Origin of the sequence: Weissella coleopterorum, from assembly GCF_011304355.1 — a bacterium.
Lineage (GTDB): Bacteria > Bacillota > Bacilli > Lactobacillales > Lactobacillaceae > Weissella > Weissella coleopterorum.
On record NZ_CP049888.1, the window covers coordinates 295,302 to 309,781 of the forward strand.

At 39.8% G+C, this 14,480-nt stretch carries 17 protein-coding genes, 1 pseudogene and 2 other annotated features; of the genes and pseudogenes, 13 read left to right on the forward strand and 5 right to left on the reverse strand.

The window, feature by feature from the left end; all coding sequences use genetic code 11:
* Positions 1 to 33 precede the first annotated feature (33 nt).
* The 3 genes and pseudogenes from G7084_RS01620 to G7084_RS01630 all read right to left on the reverse strand — a co-directional run.
* Positions 34 to 777, reverse strand: a pseudogene (locus tag G7084_RS01620) (methionine ABC transporter ATP-binding protein); the annotation flags it as partial.
* A gap of 17 nt (positions 778 to 794) precedes the next feature.
* Positions 795 to 1,622, reverse strand: coding sequence for a MetQ/NlpA family ABC transporter substrate-binding protein (locus tag G7084_RS01625; RefSeq protein ID WP_166009439.1), 828 nt, complete (start codon positions 1,620 to 1,622; stop codon positions 795 to 797).
* Between the two features lie 87 nt (positions 1,623 to 1,709).
* Positions 1,710 to 1,980 (reverse strand) — a binding site (T-box leader).
* 51 nt (positions 1,981 to 2,031) lie between these two features.
* Entirely contained in the window at positions 2,032 to 2,700 is a 669-nt protein-coding gene (locus G7084_RS01630) for a YoaK family protein (RefSeq protein ID WP_166009441.1), read from the reverse strand.
* 234 nt (positions 2,701 to 2,934) lie between these two features.
* Here G7084_RS01630 and G7084_RS01635 point away from each other — a divergent pair, with 234 nt between their 5' ends.
* From G7084_RS01635 to nusG, 9 genes are all read left to right on the forward strand, one after another.
* The gene (locus G7084_RS01635; RefSeq protein WP_166009443.1) at positions 2,935 to 4,437 is read left to right on the forward strand and encodes a nicotinate phosphoribosyltransferase; all 1,503 of its coding nucleotides are present in this window, start codon (positions 2,935 to 2,937) and stop codon (positions 4,435 to 4,437) included.
* Positions 4,438 to 4,462: 25 nt separating this feature from the next.
* Complete coding sequence (gene nadE, locus G7084_RS01640) at positions 4,463 to 5,287, forward strand: ammonia-dependent NAD(+) synthetase (protein WP_166009445.1); 825 nt, start codon at positions 4,463 to 4,465, stop codon at positions 5,285 to 5,287.
* A 41-nt stretch (positions 5,288 to 5,328) separates the two neighbouring features.
* The gene (gene cysS / locus G7084_RS01645) at positions 5,329 to 6,744 is read left to right on the forward strand and encodes a cysteine--tRNA ligase (protein WP_166009447.1); all 1,416 of its coding nucleotides are present in this window, start codon (positions 5,329 to 5,331) and stop codon (positions 6,742 to 6,744) included.
* Positions 6,745 to 6,878: 134 nt separating this feature from the next.
* A complete protein-coding gene (locus G7084_RS01650) occupies positions 6,879 to 7,304 on the forward strand; it encodes a Mini-ribonuclease 3 (RefSeq protein ID WP_166009449.1) in 426 nt (141 codons plus the stop codon).
* The gene (gene rlmB / locus G7084_RS01655) at positions 7,288 to 8,148 is read left to right on the forward strand and encodes a 23S rRNA (guanosine(2251)-2'-O)-methyltransferase RlmB (RefSeq protein ID WP_166009451.1); all 861 of its coding nucleotides are present in this window, start codon (positions 7,288 to 7,290) and stop codon (positions 8,146 to 8,148) included. The genes G7084_RS01650 and rlmB overlap by 17 nt, the downstream gene beginning before the upstream one ends.
* 306 nt (positions 8,149 to 8,454) lie before the next feature.
* Positions 8,455 to 8,997, forward strand: coding sequence for an RNA polymerase sigma factor (locus tag G7084_RS01660; RefSeq protein ID WP_166009453.1), 543 nt, complete (start codon positions 8,455 to 8,457; stop codon positions 8,995 to 8,997).
* Between the two features lie 136 nt (positions 8,998 to 9,133).
* Complete coding sequence (rpmG, locus tag G7084_RS01665; protein WP_166009455.1) at positions 9,134 to 9,283, forward strand: 50S ribosomal protein L33; 150 nt, start codon at positions 9,134 to 9,136, stop codon at positions 9,281 to 9,283.
* A gap of 38 nt (positions 9,284 to 9,321) precedes the next feature.
* The gene (secE, locus tag G7084_RS01670; protein WP_166009457.1) at positions 9,322 to 9,492 is read left to right on the forward strand and encodes a preprotein translocase subunit SecE; all 171 of its coding nucleotides are present in this window, start codon (positions 9,322 to 9,324) and stop codon (positions 9,490 to 9,492) included.
* Positions 9,493 to 9,570: 78 nt separating this feature from the next.
* Complete coding sequence (nusG, locus tag G7084_RS01675) at positions 9,571 to 10,194, forward strand: transcription termination/antitermination protein NusG (protein ID WP_246163889.1); 624 nt, start codon at positions 9,571 to 9,573, stop codon at positions 10,192 to 10,194.
* A 305-nt stretch (positions 10,195 to 10,499) separates the two neighbouring features.
* Here nusG and G7084_RS01680 read toward each other — a convergent pair whose 3' ends face one another.
* Entirely contained in the window at positions 10,500 to 11,042 is a 543-nt protein-coding gene (locus tag G7084_RS01680) for a nucleoside 2-deoxyribosyltransferase (RefSeq protein WP_166009459.1), read from the reverse strand.
* 69 nt (positions 11,043 to 11,111) lie between these two features.
* Positions 11,112 to 11,633 (reverse strand): phosphatidylglycerophosphatase A family protein, encoded by a 522-nt coding sequence (locus tag G7084_RS01685; RefSeq protein WP_166009461.1) that lies wholly within the window; start codon positions 11,631 to 11,633, stop codon positions 11,112 to 11,114.
* Positions 11,634 to 12,004: 371 nt separating this feature from the next.
* Here G7084_RS01685 and rplK point away from each other — a divergent pair, with 371 nt between their 5' ends.
* The 4 genes from rplK to rplL all read left to right on the forward strand — a co-directional run bounded on the left by rplK (position 12,005) and on the right by rplL (position 14,414).
* Positions 12,005 to 12,430, forward strand: coding sequence for a 50S ribosomal protein L11 (rplK, locus tag G7084_RS01690; protein WP_166009463.1), 426 nt, complete (start codon positions 12,005 to 12,007; stop codon positions 12,428 to 12,430).
* 120 nt (positions 12,431 to 12,550) lie between these two features.
* Positions 12,551 to 13,243 carry a 50S ribosomal protein L1 gene (rplA, locus tag G7084_RS01695; protein ID WP_166009465.1) on the forward strand — a complete coding sequence of 231 codons (693 nt, stop codon included), beginning with the start codon at positions 12,551 to 12,553 and terminating at the stop codon, positions 13,241 to 13,243.
* A gap of 57 nt (positions 13,244 to 13,300) precedes the next feature.
* Positions 13,301 to 13,427 (forward strand) — a sequence feature (ribosomal protein L10 leader region).
* A 28-nt stretch (positions 13,428 to 13,455) separates the two neighbouring features.
* A complete protein-coding gene (rplJ, locus tag G7084_RS01700) occupies positions 13,456 to 13,953 on the forward strand; it encodes a 50S ribosomal protein L10 (protein WP_166009467.1) in 498 nt (165 codons plus the stop codon).
* A 95-nt stretch (positions 13,954 to 14,048) separates the two neighbouring features.
* The gene (rplL, locus tag G7084_RS01705) at positions 14,049 to 14,414 is read left to right on the forward strand and encodes a 50S ribosomal protein L7/L12 (protein WP_166009469.1); all 366 of its coding nucleotides are present in this window, start codon (positions 14,049 to 14,051) and stop codon (positions 14,412 to 14,414) included.
* The last annotated feature ends 66 nt before the right edge of the window (positions 14,415 to 14,480 follow it).

Below are 14,480 nucleotides of genomic sequence, written 5' to 3' on the forward strand. Positions count from 1 at the left end.
CTAAGGGGTACGTTGTAGCTTTGAAATGGAAAAGCCTTGCGCCAGGGTGATAAATTCTTGGGTCAATTTTTGTTTAGGATGCTGAAAAACGTTGGCAACAGACCCAGTTTCAATAATCTGCCCCTTTTCCATAATGGCGACCTGATCAGCTAAGGCCTCGATGACCTGCATTTCATGGGTAATGATCAAAATGGTGAGACCGAGAGTTTGGTTTAAATGATTAAGTAGTTCTAAAATTTGTTGGGTGGTTTTAGGATCCAACGCGGAGGTAGCCTCATCAGAAATCAAAATATCAGGATCATTGGCGAGCGCGCGGGCGATGGCCACGCGTTGCTTTTGACCGCCTGAAAGTTGATGAGGATAATTTTGGGCTTGGGCGGTAAGTCCGACTAAATCGAGCAGTTGCTGGACCTTTGCGTGCTTTTGCGTTTGGGATTGTGTTGAATGTTTTAAAGGCTGTAAGATATTTTGTTGGACTGTCATTTCATCTAAGAGATTGAAATGTTGGAAAATCATACCAATTTTTTGGCGTTTTAATCGTAACTCTTGCGGCGATAGGTTGGTCATTTCGACGTCATTAACTTTAACGGAACCTTCTGTTGGGCGTTGTAAAAGATTGATTGTGCGGACTAAAGTAGATTTACCAGCTCCTGAATATCCGACGATTCCAAAGATGGATCCGCGATTAATTTTTAAAGAAACATCGAAAACCGCTGGGACGGATCCAGGGGCTTGTTTAAAATCGACATTAATGTGAGATAGTTCAATTAAGGACATACCAAAGTTCCTCCAGCTTATTTCAGTTTAATATTCCAAGCAGGTAATTGGGTATCACCCCATGTTGTTTTGAAATATTTTTCAGTTTTTTTGGTTTGATAGGCTTGCACAACAGCTTGATAAGCTTTATTTTTTGCTTGTTTTTTATTGGCAACGATGATGTTGATCCATTGTTTGGAAGCTTTATTAATTGGTTCCACGTAAATGGCTTTCTTTGGACTCAGATGGGCCTCTTGTGCATAATTGGCGTTGATGATGGCAGCATCGACCGATTTTAAAGCACTTGGTGTTTGGTCTGCGGCAATCTCTTTAAATTTAATTTGTAGTTTGTTCTCTTTAACGTCTTTTAGCGTGGGTAACGCCGATTTTTTTAATTTAATGATACCAGCGGTCTGAAGTAAGGTTAAAGCTCGTCCTTCATTCGTAGGGTCATTTGGAATGGCGATCTGTGCGTGCGCTTTGAGATCCTTGACAGCATGGATGTCATTAGCGTAAACACGCATTGGAGTTAGATAGGTTTTACCGATAGCTTGTAATTGATTATTGTTTGATTTATTCCAATTATTTAAGAAGTTAGCGTGTTGAAAAGCGTTTAAATCTAAAGAACCATCAACTAGAGCCTTATTGGGGGTATTATAGTCGGTAAATACTTTGGTTTTAACCGTAATACCAGCATCTTTTTTAGCGGTCTTAGCAACTGATTTCCATAAATCCTGTTCCGAAGTGCCTACGATTCCCACAGTCACCGTTTTTTGAGCAGCTGAGACAGAAGTCAAAGGAACCAGTGCGGTAAATGAGAGGGTAATTGCTATGAGTGTTAGACTTAATTTGAATATATTTTTCATAATGTTCCTCCATTGGAATGAATATGATGGTTAATGTGATTGATGAAGTCAAAAAAACACCCGTTTCTATTTGATAACTAAATATCAAATAGAAACGGGTGTCCGTGGTACCATTCTACTTCACCTTAAAGAAACGTGTGTACTTTAAAGCCTTAACAACGAGCAGGTAGTGAGCGATATGATGCCCTACCGATTCGCGTGTCTTGTAACGTAGACCAATCCGTCAACGGCTGATAGACTTGCTACTCACCATTGCCAATCCCAGATCATTTTCACTACTGGCTTTTCGAACAACTCACACCAACGTTGTCTCTCTGAGCGATTGCCCGGTAGTTACTTTTCTGCTCAACTTGTTTCATTTCTATATGCATCATCATAAATTGCTTTATAAAATTTGTCAAATTAAATTTTAAATTGGTCGATCAGCTGTGATGATCAACCAGATAACTAGCAATGCTAAGACTGGCAAAAATAGCGCCCATCCAGCTAATTTAATTCCAACAAAAGTAGCTAACACCACTCCTGATAAGAAACTAGCAATAATTAAGCCAATATTGCGAGCTTTGGTTAATTCGGAGGATTGATGATTTAAACCGTAACTGGCTAAGGCGACTCCTAAGCGTTTAAGATTACCAGTAAACATGGTGGTGACATAAGGAGCCCCATGTAATTTAGTAAAGGTATCAGTCTGCAAGGCCATGCTAATGGCTAATAATGAAAGAATTAAAACACTGGGCGCGTGCATGATTTCTAAAATGGCAGTTACAGTTATGCCAAGAATTTCAAAGAGAATTGAAAATTCTTCCCATTGGAATTGATTTACATAGCGAATCCGTTTAACAACTTGGTTAAACATAGCTCCAAAGAAGAATGCAAGTGCCGGCCAAATGAAAATCAAGGCATGATTGAGATTTCCCCGTGCTAAATAGACACCAAACTGGAGCATGTTTCCGCTTTGAAATGAAGCCAAGCGGCCATCGTGAAAAGCAAAAGTGTATGAGTCAATGAACCCGGCGGTCGCAGCTAACAATGCGCCGACGCGCACAGACTCTTTCATTTTACGATTAGAATTTATCATTTTATTTGACACCTCTGTTTAAAAAGATATGGTGGATTTAATTGCTTTGTGAAATAAAAAACTAGAGTTGGTGGCGACGTCCGAAATTTATATTTCAAAAAGACATATTACACAATATTATACACCTTATGTCTTGGAATGCGGAAAACGATGACAAAAGCAACGAATTAGTGAAAAATATGATAAAATTTAGAAGATTGAATTAAACGAATTGTGAAAAATGGAGAAAAACCCATGAAAAATCAATTTACCGACGACGGATTAGTGCTCCACACTGATGCTTATCAACTAACCATGATGCAGACATATTTTCAAGAAGGAATTCATGAACGGCAGGCAGTTTTTGAATTATATTTTCGGGATCTTCCTTTTAAGAACGGTTATGCGATCTTTGCTGGTTTAGAACATATCTTGGAATTTATTGAAGATTTACATTTTTCAAAAAGTGATATTGAATATATGCGCTCAGAACCAATGTTTGCTGACGATTTTGTTGATTATTTGGAACAATGGCGCTTTAAAGCGACTATTCGTGCCCCGCGTGAAGGGGAGGTCGTATTTAATAACGAACCAATTTTACAAGTAGAGGGTTCAATCTTTGATGCACAAATTATTGAAACGCCGCTGTTGAATATTGTTAATTATCAAACTTTGATTGCTACGAAAGCTTCACGGATTCGCTCGGTGGTCGGCAATCAAGGACTATTAGAATTTGGAACACGTCGCGCGCAAGAAATGGATGCCGCCTTGTGGGGGACTCGGGCAGCCTTTATTGGTGGCTTTGATGCAACCTCAAATGTCCGTGCTGGAAAGTTGTTTGGGATTCCCATTAGCGGAACGCATGCCCATGCCCTAGTACAAATTTACCGGAATGACTACGCGGCTTTTAAAGCGTATGCAAATACTCATCGCGACTGCGTCTTTTTAGTGGATACCTACGATACGCTAACTTCCGGAGTTCCCAGTGCAATTCGTGTGGCCAAAGAAATGGGTGATAAAATTAATTTCTTAGGTGTGCGGATTGATTCGGGTGATATGGCCTACCTTTCTAAAGGAGTGCGTAAACTATTGGATGATGCGGGTTTTGAAGATGCAAAAATCTATGCTTCAAATGACCTTGATGAAGAGACCATTACGTCTTTGAAATTACAAGGCGCTAAAATTGATGTTTGGGGGGTCGGGACAAAATTAATTACGGCCTTTGATCAACCAGCACTTGGTGCCGTTTATAAGGTGGTGTCAGTTGAAGATGAGCATGGTCAAATGGTGGACACAATTAAAATTTCTGGCAGTGCCGTTAAAATTTCGACGCCAGGTAAAAAACAAGTTTGGCGGGTTACACGGAATGTCGACGGTAAATCACAAGGTGATTACGTTGCGCTTTGGGATGAGGATCCGCGCTTGGCAGATCAAATTTATATGTTCCATCCACAATATACTTATTTGAATAAAACGATCACGGACTTTACGGCCCGCCCCATTCTAGAAACTATGGTGGTAGATGGTCAAGTGGTTTATGATTTACCGGATGTACAAACCATTCAAACCTATTCAGAACAACGGCTCGAGCACTTATGGTCAGAATATCGACGGGGCTTAAATCCACAGGAATATCCAGTTGATTTGTCACAAAAGGCTTGGGACAATAAAATGAAATTAATCCATGATGTGCGAGCATATGTGCGCGATCTGGAAGATGATGGACGCCCGTTAGCAAAAGATGCAATCATCGATTAGATGAAGTTCAACAGGGAGGGTGGAAATGCGAGCGAAACAAGCAGAGATTATTCAAGTGTTGGGGGTCAAACCAGTAATTGATCCTGAAGTAGAATATCGACGATCTGTTGATTTGTTGAAAGATTATTTATTAAAGACGGGCTTAAAGACCTACGTTTTGGGAATCTCGGGCGGCCAGGATTCAACTTTAGCGGGCCAGATGGCTGAAACAGCGGTCACTGAGTTACGTGCTCAAACGGGGCAATCAGATTATCAATTTATTGCCATGCGTTTGCCTTACGGGACACAAAATGATGAAGCAGATGCGCTTGCTGCAATTGAATGGCAGCAAGCAGACCAAGTAGTGATTAGTAACATTAAGCCGGCTACACAAGCTATGGTGGAAAGTCTGACATCAGCAGGTTTAATGATGACAGACTTTAATAAGGGGAATATTAAAGCCCGTCAGCGGATGATCGCCCAATATGGAGTGGCCGGAGCCACGCAAGGGGCTGTAATCGGGACGGATCATGCGGCCGAAGCAGTCACCGGATTTTATACTAAATTTGGGGACGGTGCAGCCGATATTATGCCATTGTATCGCTTAGATAAAAATCAGGGTCGCGCTATTTTAGCTTGGCTCAATGCCCCTAAGAAATTCTATGAAAAAGTACCTACGGCTGATTTAGAAGAAGATCACCCCGCATTACCGGATGAAAAAGCTTTGGGCGTAACCTATGAAGTATTAGATCAATACTTAGAAGGAAAGGCAGTGGCAGTCAAAGACGCTGAAAAGATTGAACGGTGGTACGCTCAAACCGAGCATAAACGACAAGGTGCAGTGACGGTTTTCTCACAATGGTGGCAATAATCGAATCGAAAATATAAACGCAGCGTGGAGGTGGATTAGTTATGATTAATGTTTTTAATACCATGACTTTACAAAAGGAACCATTTAGCCCAATTGAACCGATGAAGGTAAGCATGTATGTTTGTGGTCCGACCGTCTATAACTATATTCATATTGGAAATGCTCGTTCAGCAATTGCATTTGATACGATTCGACGTTATTTTATCTATCGGGGATATGAAGTACGTTATGTTTCAAATTTCACCGATGTCGATGATAAGATGATTAAAGCAGCGAAAGAGCAGGGGATTTCGGTGCCCGAGTTAGCTGATCGATATATAAATGCGTATGAAGAGGATACTAAAGCATTAAACATTCTACCAGCAACGGTTCGCCCGCGAGCCACGGAAAATATTACCGAGATTATAGAATTTGTTGAGGCCTTGGTAGCTAAAAATTATGCGTACGCGGTAGATGGTGATGTTTATTTTCGAGCTAAAAAATATCAAGATTATGGAATATTAGCGCACCAAGACTTGAATGAGATGGAACATAATGCCGCTGGCCGGCTGGATGACGAAGAAATGGAACGAAAAGAAGATCCGATGGACTTTGCCGTTTGGAAGGGCGCCCAAAATGACGGAGCGATTGCATGGGAGTCGCCATGGGGACTCGGACGGCCAGGTTGGCACATTGAGTGCTCAGTTATGTCGACAAAGTATTTGGGAAATCATTTTGATTTGCATGGTGGTGGCATTGATTTAGCCTTTCCACATCATACTAACGAAATTGCACAAGCTGAAGCCAAAACAGGTGAAAAATTTGTCAATCAGTGGCTCCATAATGGATTTGTGACCGTCGGAGATGAACATGAAAAAATGTCCAAGTCGATGGGGAACTTTACCACTGTTCACGAATTATTAGCAGAGCTTGATGATCCGATGATTCTTCGGTTTATGATGGCTACCACCCAATATCGACGACCTATTGCATATTCGCAAAAAAATCTTGAGCTTGCTACGCGTAATTTACAACGGATTAAGACAGCCTATCAAAATTTAGCCTTCCGTTTGAACAGTAGTCAAACGGGCGCCGACATGTTGATCGAACAAAAAGTGAACGCGATTATTGAACGTTTCGTTTTGGCGATGGATGATGATTTTAATGCTCAAAATGGTTTGGCGGCGATTTTTGATTTAGCCGAGTTAGCAAATGTCTATGGGACTGAACCTGAAGTTAAAGCACAGACAATTGAATTTATTTTAAAGTCGATAAGTGACTTAATGATGGTCTTTGGGGTGGATAATTTAGCTAAAAATGATCAATTAGATCAAGCAGTTGATGAACTGATTAATGCGCGTGAGTTAGCTCGTCAGAATAAAGATTATGTTCGAGCAGATCAAATTAGAAATGAATTAACGCAACAAGGAATTATTTTAGAAGACACACCACAAGGGATTCGCTGGCATCGGAGATAATTTGCGGGTTATAGCCGAGTAATGTTAAAGTGTTAGATGAATAAATCCGATGAAGGTGACGTATGTTTCATGTGAAACATAGAAATTACTCAATGTAGAGTAAGATTTGAAAATAAGAATAGGCGATTAACTATATGGATGAAAATATTAATTATCAGCAATTAAACGGATTGGATTTAGCATATCTAGGGGATGCGGTTTATGAAACCTATATCCGACAGCACCTTTTAGCTAAAGGCATTACGAAACCAGGACGATTACAGAGACAGGCCAAAGCATTTGTGTCAGCTAAAGCGCATGCGGCATTATTTGAGTTAATGGAAGCTGATAATTTTTTAACTGAAACGGAATTAACGTTTTTTAAACGCGGACGGAATGCTAATTCCCATACTAAAGCAAAAAATACCGATGTCGTCACTTATCGAATTTCAACAGGCTTTGAAGCGCTCATCGGCTATTTACATGCCAGTCAGCAATTTACAAGACTGGATGAAGTTGTTACGTGGGTCATTAATCAAGTAGAAAGCGGGCAGACCAGATACTATGGAACCAAGAAATAAGCAGATAAAACCACGAAAAAATAAAAAACAGGTCAATCCAAAATCAGATCGAAAATTTAAGCCAAAGCAAATTAAACACCATGATGAAGAGCCGTCAGTGGTTGATACAGCAGTTGAATTTGTTTATGGACACCATGCCTCTGTAGAAGCCCTAAAAGGAACCACTGAAATTAATAAAGTGTGGCTACAAACTGGTGTTGCTGAAACACTTCATCAAGAGATCGTTGCGCTAGCTAAAAAACGTGGCTTGGTGATCCAAGATGCACCTAAGTCAAAATTAGATGAATTAGTGGACGGACAAAATCATCAGGGAATTGTCTTATCAATTGCCGCCTATGCTTACGCCACAATTGATGATTTATTCCAAAAAGCTGAAGCTAAAGGTGAACAACCATTTTTTTTGATTTTAGATTCAATTGAGGATCCACATAACCTTGGTTCTATTTTGCGAACGGCTGATGCAGCTGGAGTACATGGAATTATTATTCCCAAGCGTCGTGCCGTTCAATTAACAGCTACGGTGGCAAAAACATCCACTGGAGCGATTGAGCATGTGCCCGTGGCCCGTGTAACTAATTTGGTTCAAACAGTGGAACAACTAAAGGAACGTGGTTTGTGGATCTTTGGAACTGACATGGATGGCAAAGATTATCGAAAGTGGGATGCCCGAGGAGCTGTGGCCTTGATTATTGGAAACGAAGGTAAGGGGATTGCACCACTATTGAAAAAATCAGTGGATGAGATGTTGACGATCCCAATGGTTGGACATGTACAATCACTTAACGCCTCTGTGGCAGCCAGCCTTTTGATTTATAGTGGGTTTAATTCACGGCATCCATTTTAAGTATTAAATTAAATTCAGTCGTCATCAAGGAGATGACGATTTTTTTATAAATTAAATTCGATATGCTATTGATATACATCGTTATAAATTTTAATTGTTGTTTTTTAGTGGTTTATATCAAAAGGGAATTCATTGACTACTGGTAGTTAATTGTTCAAGACGATTGAAAAATAGGATCATGATTTTGCTGAGCCGTCATAACTACCATTTCAATATTCAGAAGATTAGCTTTGACTTGGGTGCTTTTCAACATTTAATCCCCATCAAGGAGAAAATTTGCGATACTTAGGTCCGGAGGTGGTTTGGATGAGTCAGATTGGAATAACCTATGAGCAATATCTACGATTGAAAGCCAATGATGGTTCTGTTTTCGCTGAATTATATCAATTATATCGACCGTTAATTTGGAAACAGTTTCGCCAACGTCCTAAAGAACTGACTGAAGCAGATTGGCGACAAGAAGTCAGTATTTTACTCATGAAAACAGCAAAAGCACTTCAACCAACAGATTATCGTGCTTTTACAAAATATTTTCAAACGGCTTGTTGGCGTCGCATTTATCGCTTGAAACAGCAATCCATCAATTATCATCAAATGATCGTTCCATTAGAAAACCAAACAGTGGAAGAAATATTGCCACTGGGTGGTGGACACCATTTACAGCTAATCGAAAGATTATTGAATATCCAGTGGAGTACAAAGCAACTGACGATTGCTCAACAAAATTTGTTGTTGCTGTCAGTTGCGGGCTATAAAGGGACCGAAATCGCATTGATCTTAAATCAAACGGTTACGCAGGTCCGCACTAATTTGATGCGAATTCGAAAAAAGTTAAGACGAGCAGATTAATGAGGGGTAACTCTAACCAAAATGCCGTACATGGTCTGAAGCACCGCAGATTTTAAAGCCTTGGTAACCTAAATTACTATTGTTTTTGAATAATTATGTTATAATTACTTCACTATGGAATAAGTGGGGAAACGACATGGGAGTTAAAAAGGTAGCTTTAGCATGTAGCGTCTGTGCTTCGCGTAATTATATGGTTACAAAAAAGCCAGAACGCATGGAACGCCTTGAAGTAAAAAAGTATTGCTCATTTTGTGGACATCATACTTTACATCGGGAAACAATGTAAGCTTAGATTAAAATTATTTTGGAAGAGGAGATTTAGAAATGAAGTTTTTAGGATCAGTTGCATCAGAAATGCGGCGTGTAACTTGGCCAACCTTTGGCGAAAATATGCGTGACACGGGAATTGTTTTATGGACATCGATTTTCTTCGCCCTATTTTTTGGTGGAGTCGACTGGCTCTTAGAACAAGGAATTTTACTCTTGTCCAAGTAATTAAAACAGCTTATAATTAAGATATTAATTGAGATATAAACCGACCCTCTGATACAGGGGGTTTTTAATTTGGAAAAAATGGAGGCACTAATGGTTGAATCAGTTGAAGCGGAATGGTACGTCTTGCAAACGTATTCAGGGTATGAAAATAAAGTTAAATCTAGTTTGGAATCTCGAATTGAAACAATGAACATGATTGACTATATCTATCGTGTGATCGTACCAGAACAAGAAGTGGTGGACCGTGATAAAGACGGAATGCCTGTTCGTGATGCTGATGGGGCAATTAAAACCCATATGGAAAATGAATATCCTGGGTATGTTTTGGTTAAGATGGTTATGACCAATGAAGCTTGGTATGTCGTCCGAAATACGCCAAACGTTACGGGATTTCTTGGTTCACGTGGTGGTGGGGCTAAGCCAGTTTCACTAACCGCAGATGAAGCAGCAACCTTCTTGCATCGTTATGATGATGATGGTAATCCATTAGATGCTGAAGCGGAAGTAACCCGTGAGGAATTGAAGTTAGATGCTGGAGTGGGTGATTACGTTAGAATTATTGCTGGACCGATGGCCGATCAAGAAGGTCCCATTACTGAAATTGATGCCGATAAGGCTGAAGTAACAGTTTTGGTTACCTTCTTTGGTCGCGAAACACCGACGCAAGTTTCATTTGCTGAAGTAGAACCAGTTAAGTATTAATATGTGGTGATCTTATTAAGACTGATTATTTTAAGATCACAGAGTATTGTGTTTATAAAGGAAATGTTTGCTGTTTGGCATATTCGCTTTAACTTAATTGTTAAAGCGTTTTTTTTGAAAAATGTAATATAGTTGAAGATTGATGATTATAGAGAACGAATAAAAAGCCAACAAAGTAACCGACATGAGCAAGTTATTAAAAAATAAATCTAATTTAGTAAGGTGATTGACATATATAATTAGAATCAGGTTCGTTTCTAAAATAAAAAGCAACAGCCTAAGCTATTGCTTTGATAATCTAATGATTATATGATTTTACCTTCAAATGCTTTTGATTCAATATCCAAAAAGTCAAATGATGCAAATTCTTCGGGGTTATATACATATGCATCGGCACCAAAACTCACCATCAAGTTCACGGGATTTTTATTAATGTCTCCATAATATCCCATGACAACGGGTTTATTTGTTCCGATAGCATAACCAATTTCGACGGCTTCGCCCATATCAGGTGCATCAGCAGGATATGTTGCTACAATCAAATCTGAATTATCAATTGCTCGAATATCTGCCTTATAAGTCATCGTTGCCCATTCGAAGTCAGGTTTAAAATCTCCGTCTTCTGTAAAAGCCATGCCTTTGTATTGGTGCATTAATGGAACGTGAATGTGGGCGATTGTAGGGTTTTTTAATAATGATTCGTAGGTTGCTAAAGTCGCATCAATTTGTGTGTCAGTCCACCAAGAGTGAGCTAGATAGATTGAGCGAGCTCCGGGTACTTTTTCCATATTTACGTAGGCTTTTTCTAATTTAAATAACTCTTGCATAACTTCATTTTCAGATAACATAATATTTTCTCCATGTTTTAATTATTTTTTTATTTGCAAATTACAATTGATGTTCTTAGTTTTTAGAGGCTATCTTTTGACCATCATTTCAACGTACACTGTATCTGATTCTTCAGTGTTATGCGCAATTTTACCTTCAGCGCTTGAAATGATAGCAGCAACCATGTCATCTAAGAATGTAGTCACGAAACCTGTTTCGCGTTGTAAATCATTTAGCCTACCGATGATACCTGGTTTAATTTTATCTAGATATCCATAATTAGTTGTGGCAATTGAACCATAAAGTCCAGATGTACTTAGTGCGATCACCTCATCGATTCCAAATGTTCCTTTGTCAGAGTGAACAGCTTCTTGAAGCGGACCATCCAACATATTTTTATTAGCTAAATTATCTAAATTGATAGCTACCATAAGGGCATTTTGAACTTCTGTTTTAGATAATACTTTTGAAACAGCTATATTAGCATCGGAAATTTTAAGGTTCTCTACATAATCAATTTGACTCTTGAAAACTTCGTATGCAATATCGGCAATTGAGATGTGACGCTTCATAAATTCTTTTGATATATATTCTAAATTCTCCTTAGACATGCACAAACCTTTCTAACTCTTAATGTAACGTTACGTTATTTTATTTTACTAGAAAAAATCGTAAAATCAACTGGTATTATCAACATAATAATAAAAATATTATTTCGAAAATTATAAATAATAACGCATTGTTACTTTTTGTGCGTAAGAACAAAAACCAAAGAAATATACAGAAATGGATAGTACATATTATTAAAAAAATTTAAAATCTCCAGCTTGTGTAGCATGACAGTTTCATTATAGTGAGATGTTCTTGTCTTTATTAATATTGTTTGTTATTATATTCATTGTATGCGTGGTGACACGGATATGTGGGAGGCGGAAATCGAAACTCGCCATTTTATACCACAAGCACGAAGGAGGATACAATCGTGGCTAAGAAAGTTTCAAGTATTGTTAAGTTGCAGATTCCAGCCGGTAAGGCTACACCTGCTCCTCCAGTTGGTCCTGCGTTGGGACAAGCTGGTGTTAATATCATGGGGTTCGCCAAAGAGTTTAATGCTCGTACAGCGGATCAAGGGGGTCTTTTGATTCCTGTTGTGATCACAGTGTATGAAGATCGTTCATTCACATTCATCACAAAGACACCACCTGCTGCCGTTCTTTTGAAGAAGGCCGCTGGTGTTGCTAAGGGTTCAGGAGAACCTAACACTAAGAAGGTAGCAACGGTTACTGCGGCGCAAGTCAAGGAAATCGCTGAGACTAAGATGCAAGATCTAAACGCGGCTGACGTTGATGCAGCTGTTCGCATGATCGAAGGTACTGCACGCTCAATGGGATTCGTTGTTGAAGGATAATTTTTTATCTCACAAGGATTACGATTGGCGTTTCAGACGGATCGCATAGGAAACTAAGCATGATCAAGCGGGAGGTCTTAGACGACCGTTTGACCGCATCTGCAAGGAGGAATAGCTACCATGGCTAAGAAGTATGGAAAAAAGTATTTAGCAGCCGCAGAAAAAGTTGAAGCTGAAAAGTTATACAACTTGGATGAAGCTGCTGCATTGGTGAAGGAAATTGACTTCGCCAAGTTTGATTCAACTGTTGAAATCTCATTCAACTTGAATGTGGATACACGTCAAGCTGACCAACAATTGCGTGGGGCAGTAGTTTTGCCTAACGGAACTGGTAAGGATCAAACAGTTGTTGTCTTCGCTCAAGGAGACAAGGCAAAAGAAGCTGAGGCTGCTGGAGCCGACGTCGTTGGTGGTGCTGACTTAGTTAAGCGCATTGCTGATGGATGGTTGGACTTTGACGTTGCCATTGCTACACCTGATATGATGGCTCAAGTTGGACGTGTTGGACGTGTGCTTGGACCTAAGGGATTGATGCCTAACCCTAAGACTGGAACAGTTACCTTTGAAGTGGCTAAGGCCGTTGAAGAGTCTAAAGCTGGAAAGGTTACTTACCGGACTGATCGTGACGGAAACGTTGCAGTTCCTGTTGGTAAGGTTTCATTTGATGCTGATAAGCTTGCTGGAAATATCAAGTCAATTTCTGACGTTGTTATCAAAGCGCGCCCATCTGCTGTTAAGGGAACTTATGTACAACACGTATCAATCGCTTCTACATTTGGACCTGCTATTAACTTAGATGTTACTTCATTGTAATTAAAAAGTTGTAGACGTTTATTGACACTTCCCAGAGTTATCTGGTATATTGTCTAATGAATTAAATCGATTCTACCTAAGACGCCGGTGGCCTATGGCCTTAATAACCTGCCGAGGAAGTGAAAATGAGCGAAAGCAAATTTGAACCCCCGGCACTATGTGTTGGGGGTTCTTAGTTAGAATCAAATCTAATATAGGAGGAATCAAATATCATGAGTGAAGCAACAATTGCTGTTAAAGCCCAAAAAGTAGAAGAAATTGCATCAAAGTTTAAAGATGCAACGACTTCTGTTGTGGTTGACGTCCGTGGATTGACAGTTGAACAATCTAATAACTTACGTAAGTCATTACGTGAGGAAGGCGTTGAGTTGAAGGTTATCAAGAACAAAGTTTTGACGCGTGCCGCCGAAGCTGCTGACTTGTCAGCCTTGAACGACTTGTTTGCCGGTCCTTCAGCTGTTGCATTTTCAAACGAAGATGCAATCGCTCCAGCCCGGATCTTGAAGAAGTATGCTGATGAAATCGAAGCCCTTGAAATCAAGGGTGGTGTGGTTGACGGAAACATTGCTAGTGTCGAAGACATTAACAAGTATGCCGCTTTGCCAGACCGCGATGGATTGCTTTCAATGTTGTTGTCAACATTGCAAGCACCTGTTCGTAACGTCGCTTATGCCGTTAAGGCTGTGTCAGACGCGAAGGCAGAAGCATAAGGCTTTCAAGGTATGGTTAAAAACCTATTTAACCATTTCTGTATACAATTACAATAAATTTGCCATTATGGCTAAAATTAAAGGAGATTATTATCATGGCTTTTGATAAGGATTCAATCATCGCTTCATTGAAGGAAGCAACGATCATGGACTTGGCTGACTTGGTTTCAGCTATCGAAGAAGAATTTGGTGTTTCAGCTGCTGCCCCTGTTGCCGCTGCTGGTGCTGCTGGTGGTGACGCCGCTGCTCAAACTGAATTCGATGTTGAATTGACTTCAGCAGGTAACGCTAAGGTTCAAGTAATCAAGGCTGTTCGTGAAATTACTGGTTTGGGATTGAAGGATGCTAAGGGTCTTGTAGACAACGCACCTTCAGTTATCAAGGAAGGTCTTTCAGAAGACGAAGCTAACGAATTGAAGGCTAAGTTGGAAGAAACTGGAGCCGAAGTTACTGTTAAGTAATTTCATTTAGGCTTGATTACCTTGCAAAAGGTAAACTAAAAACCGTTATATAAGCTGCTGCTTGTG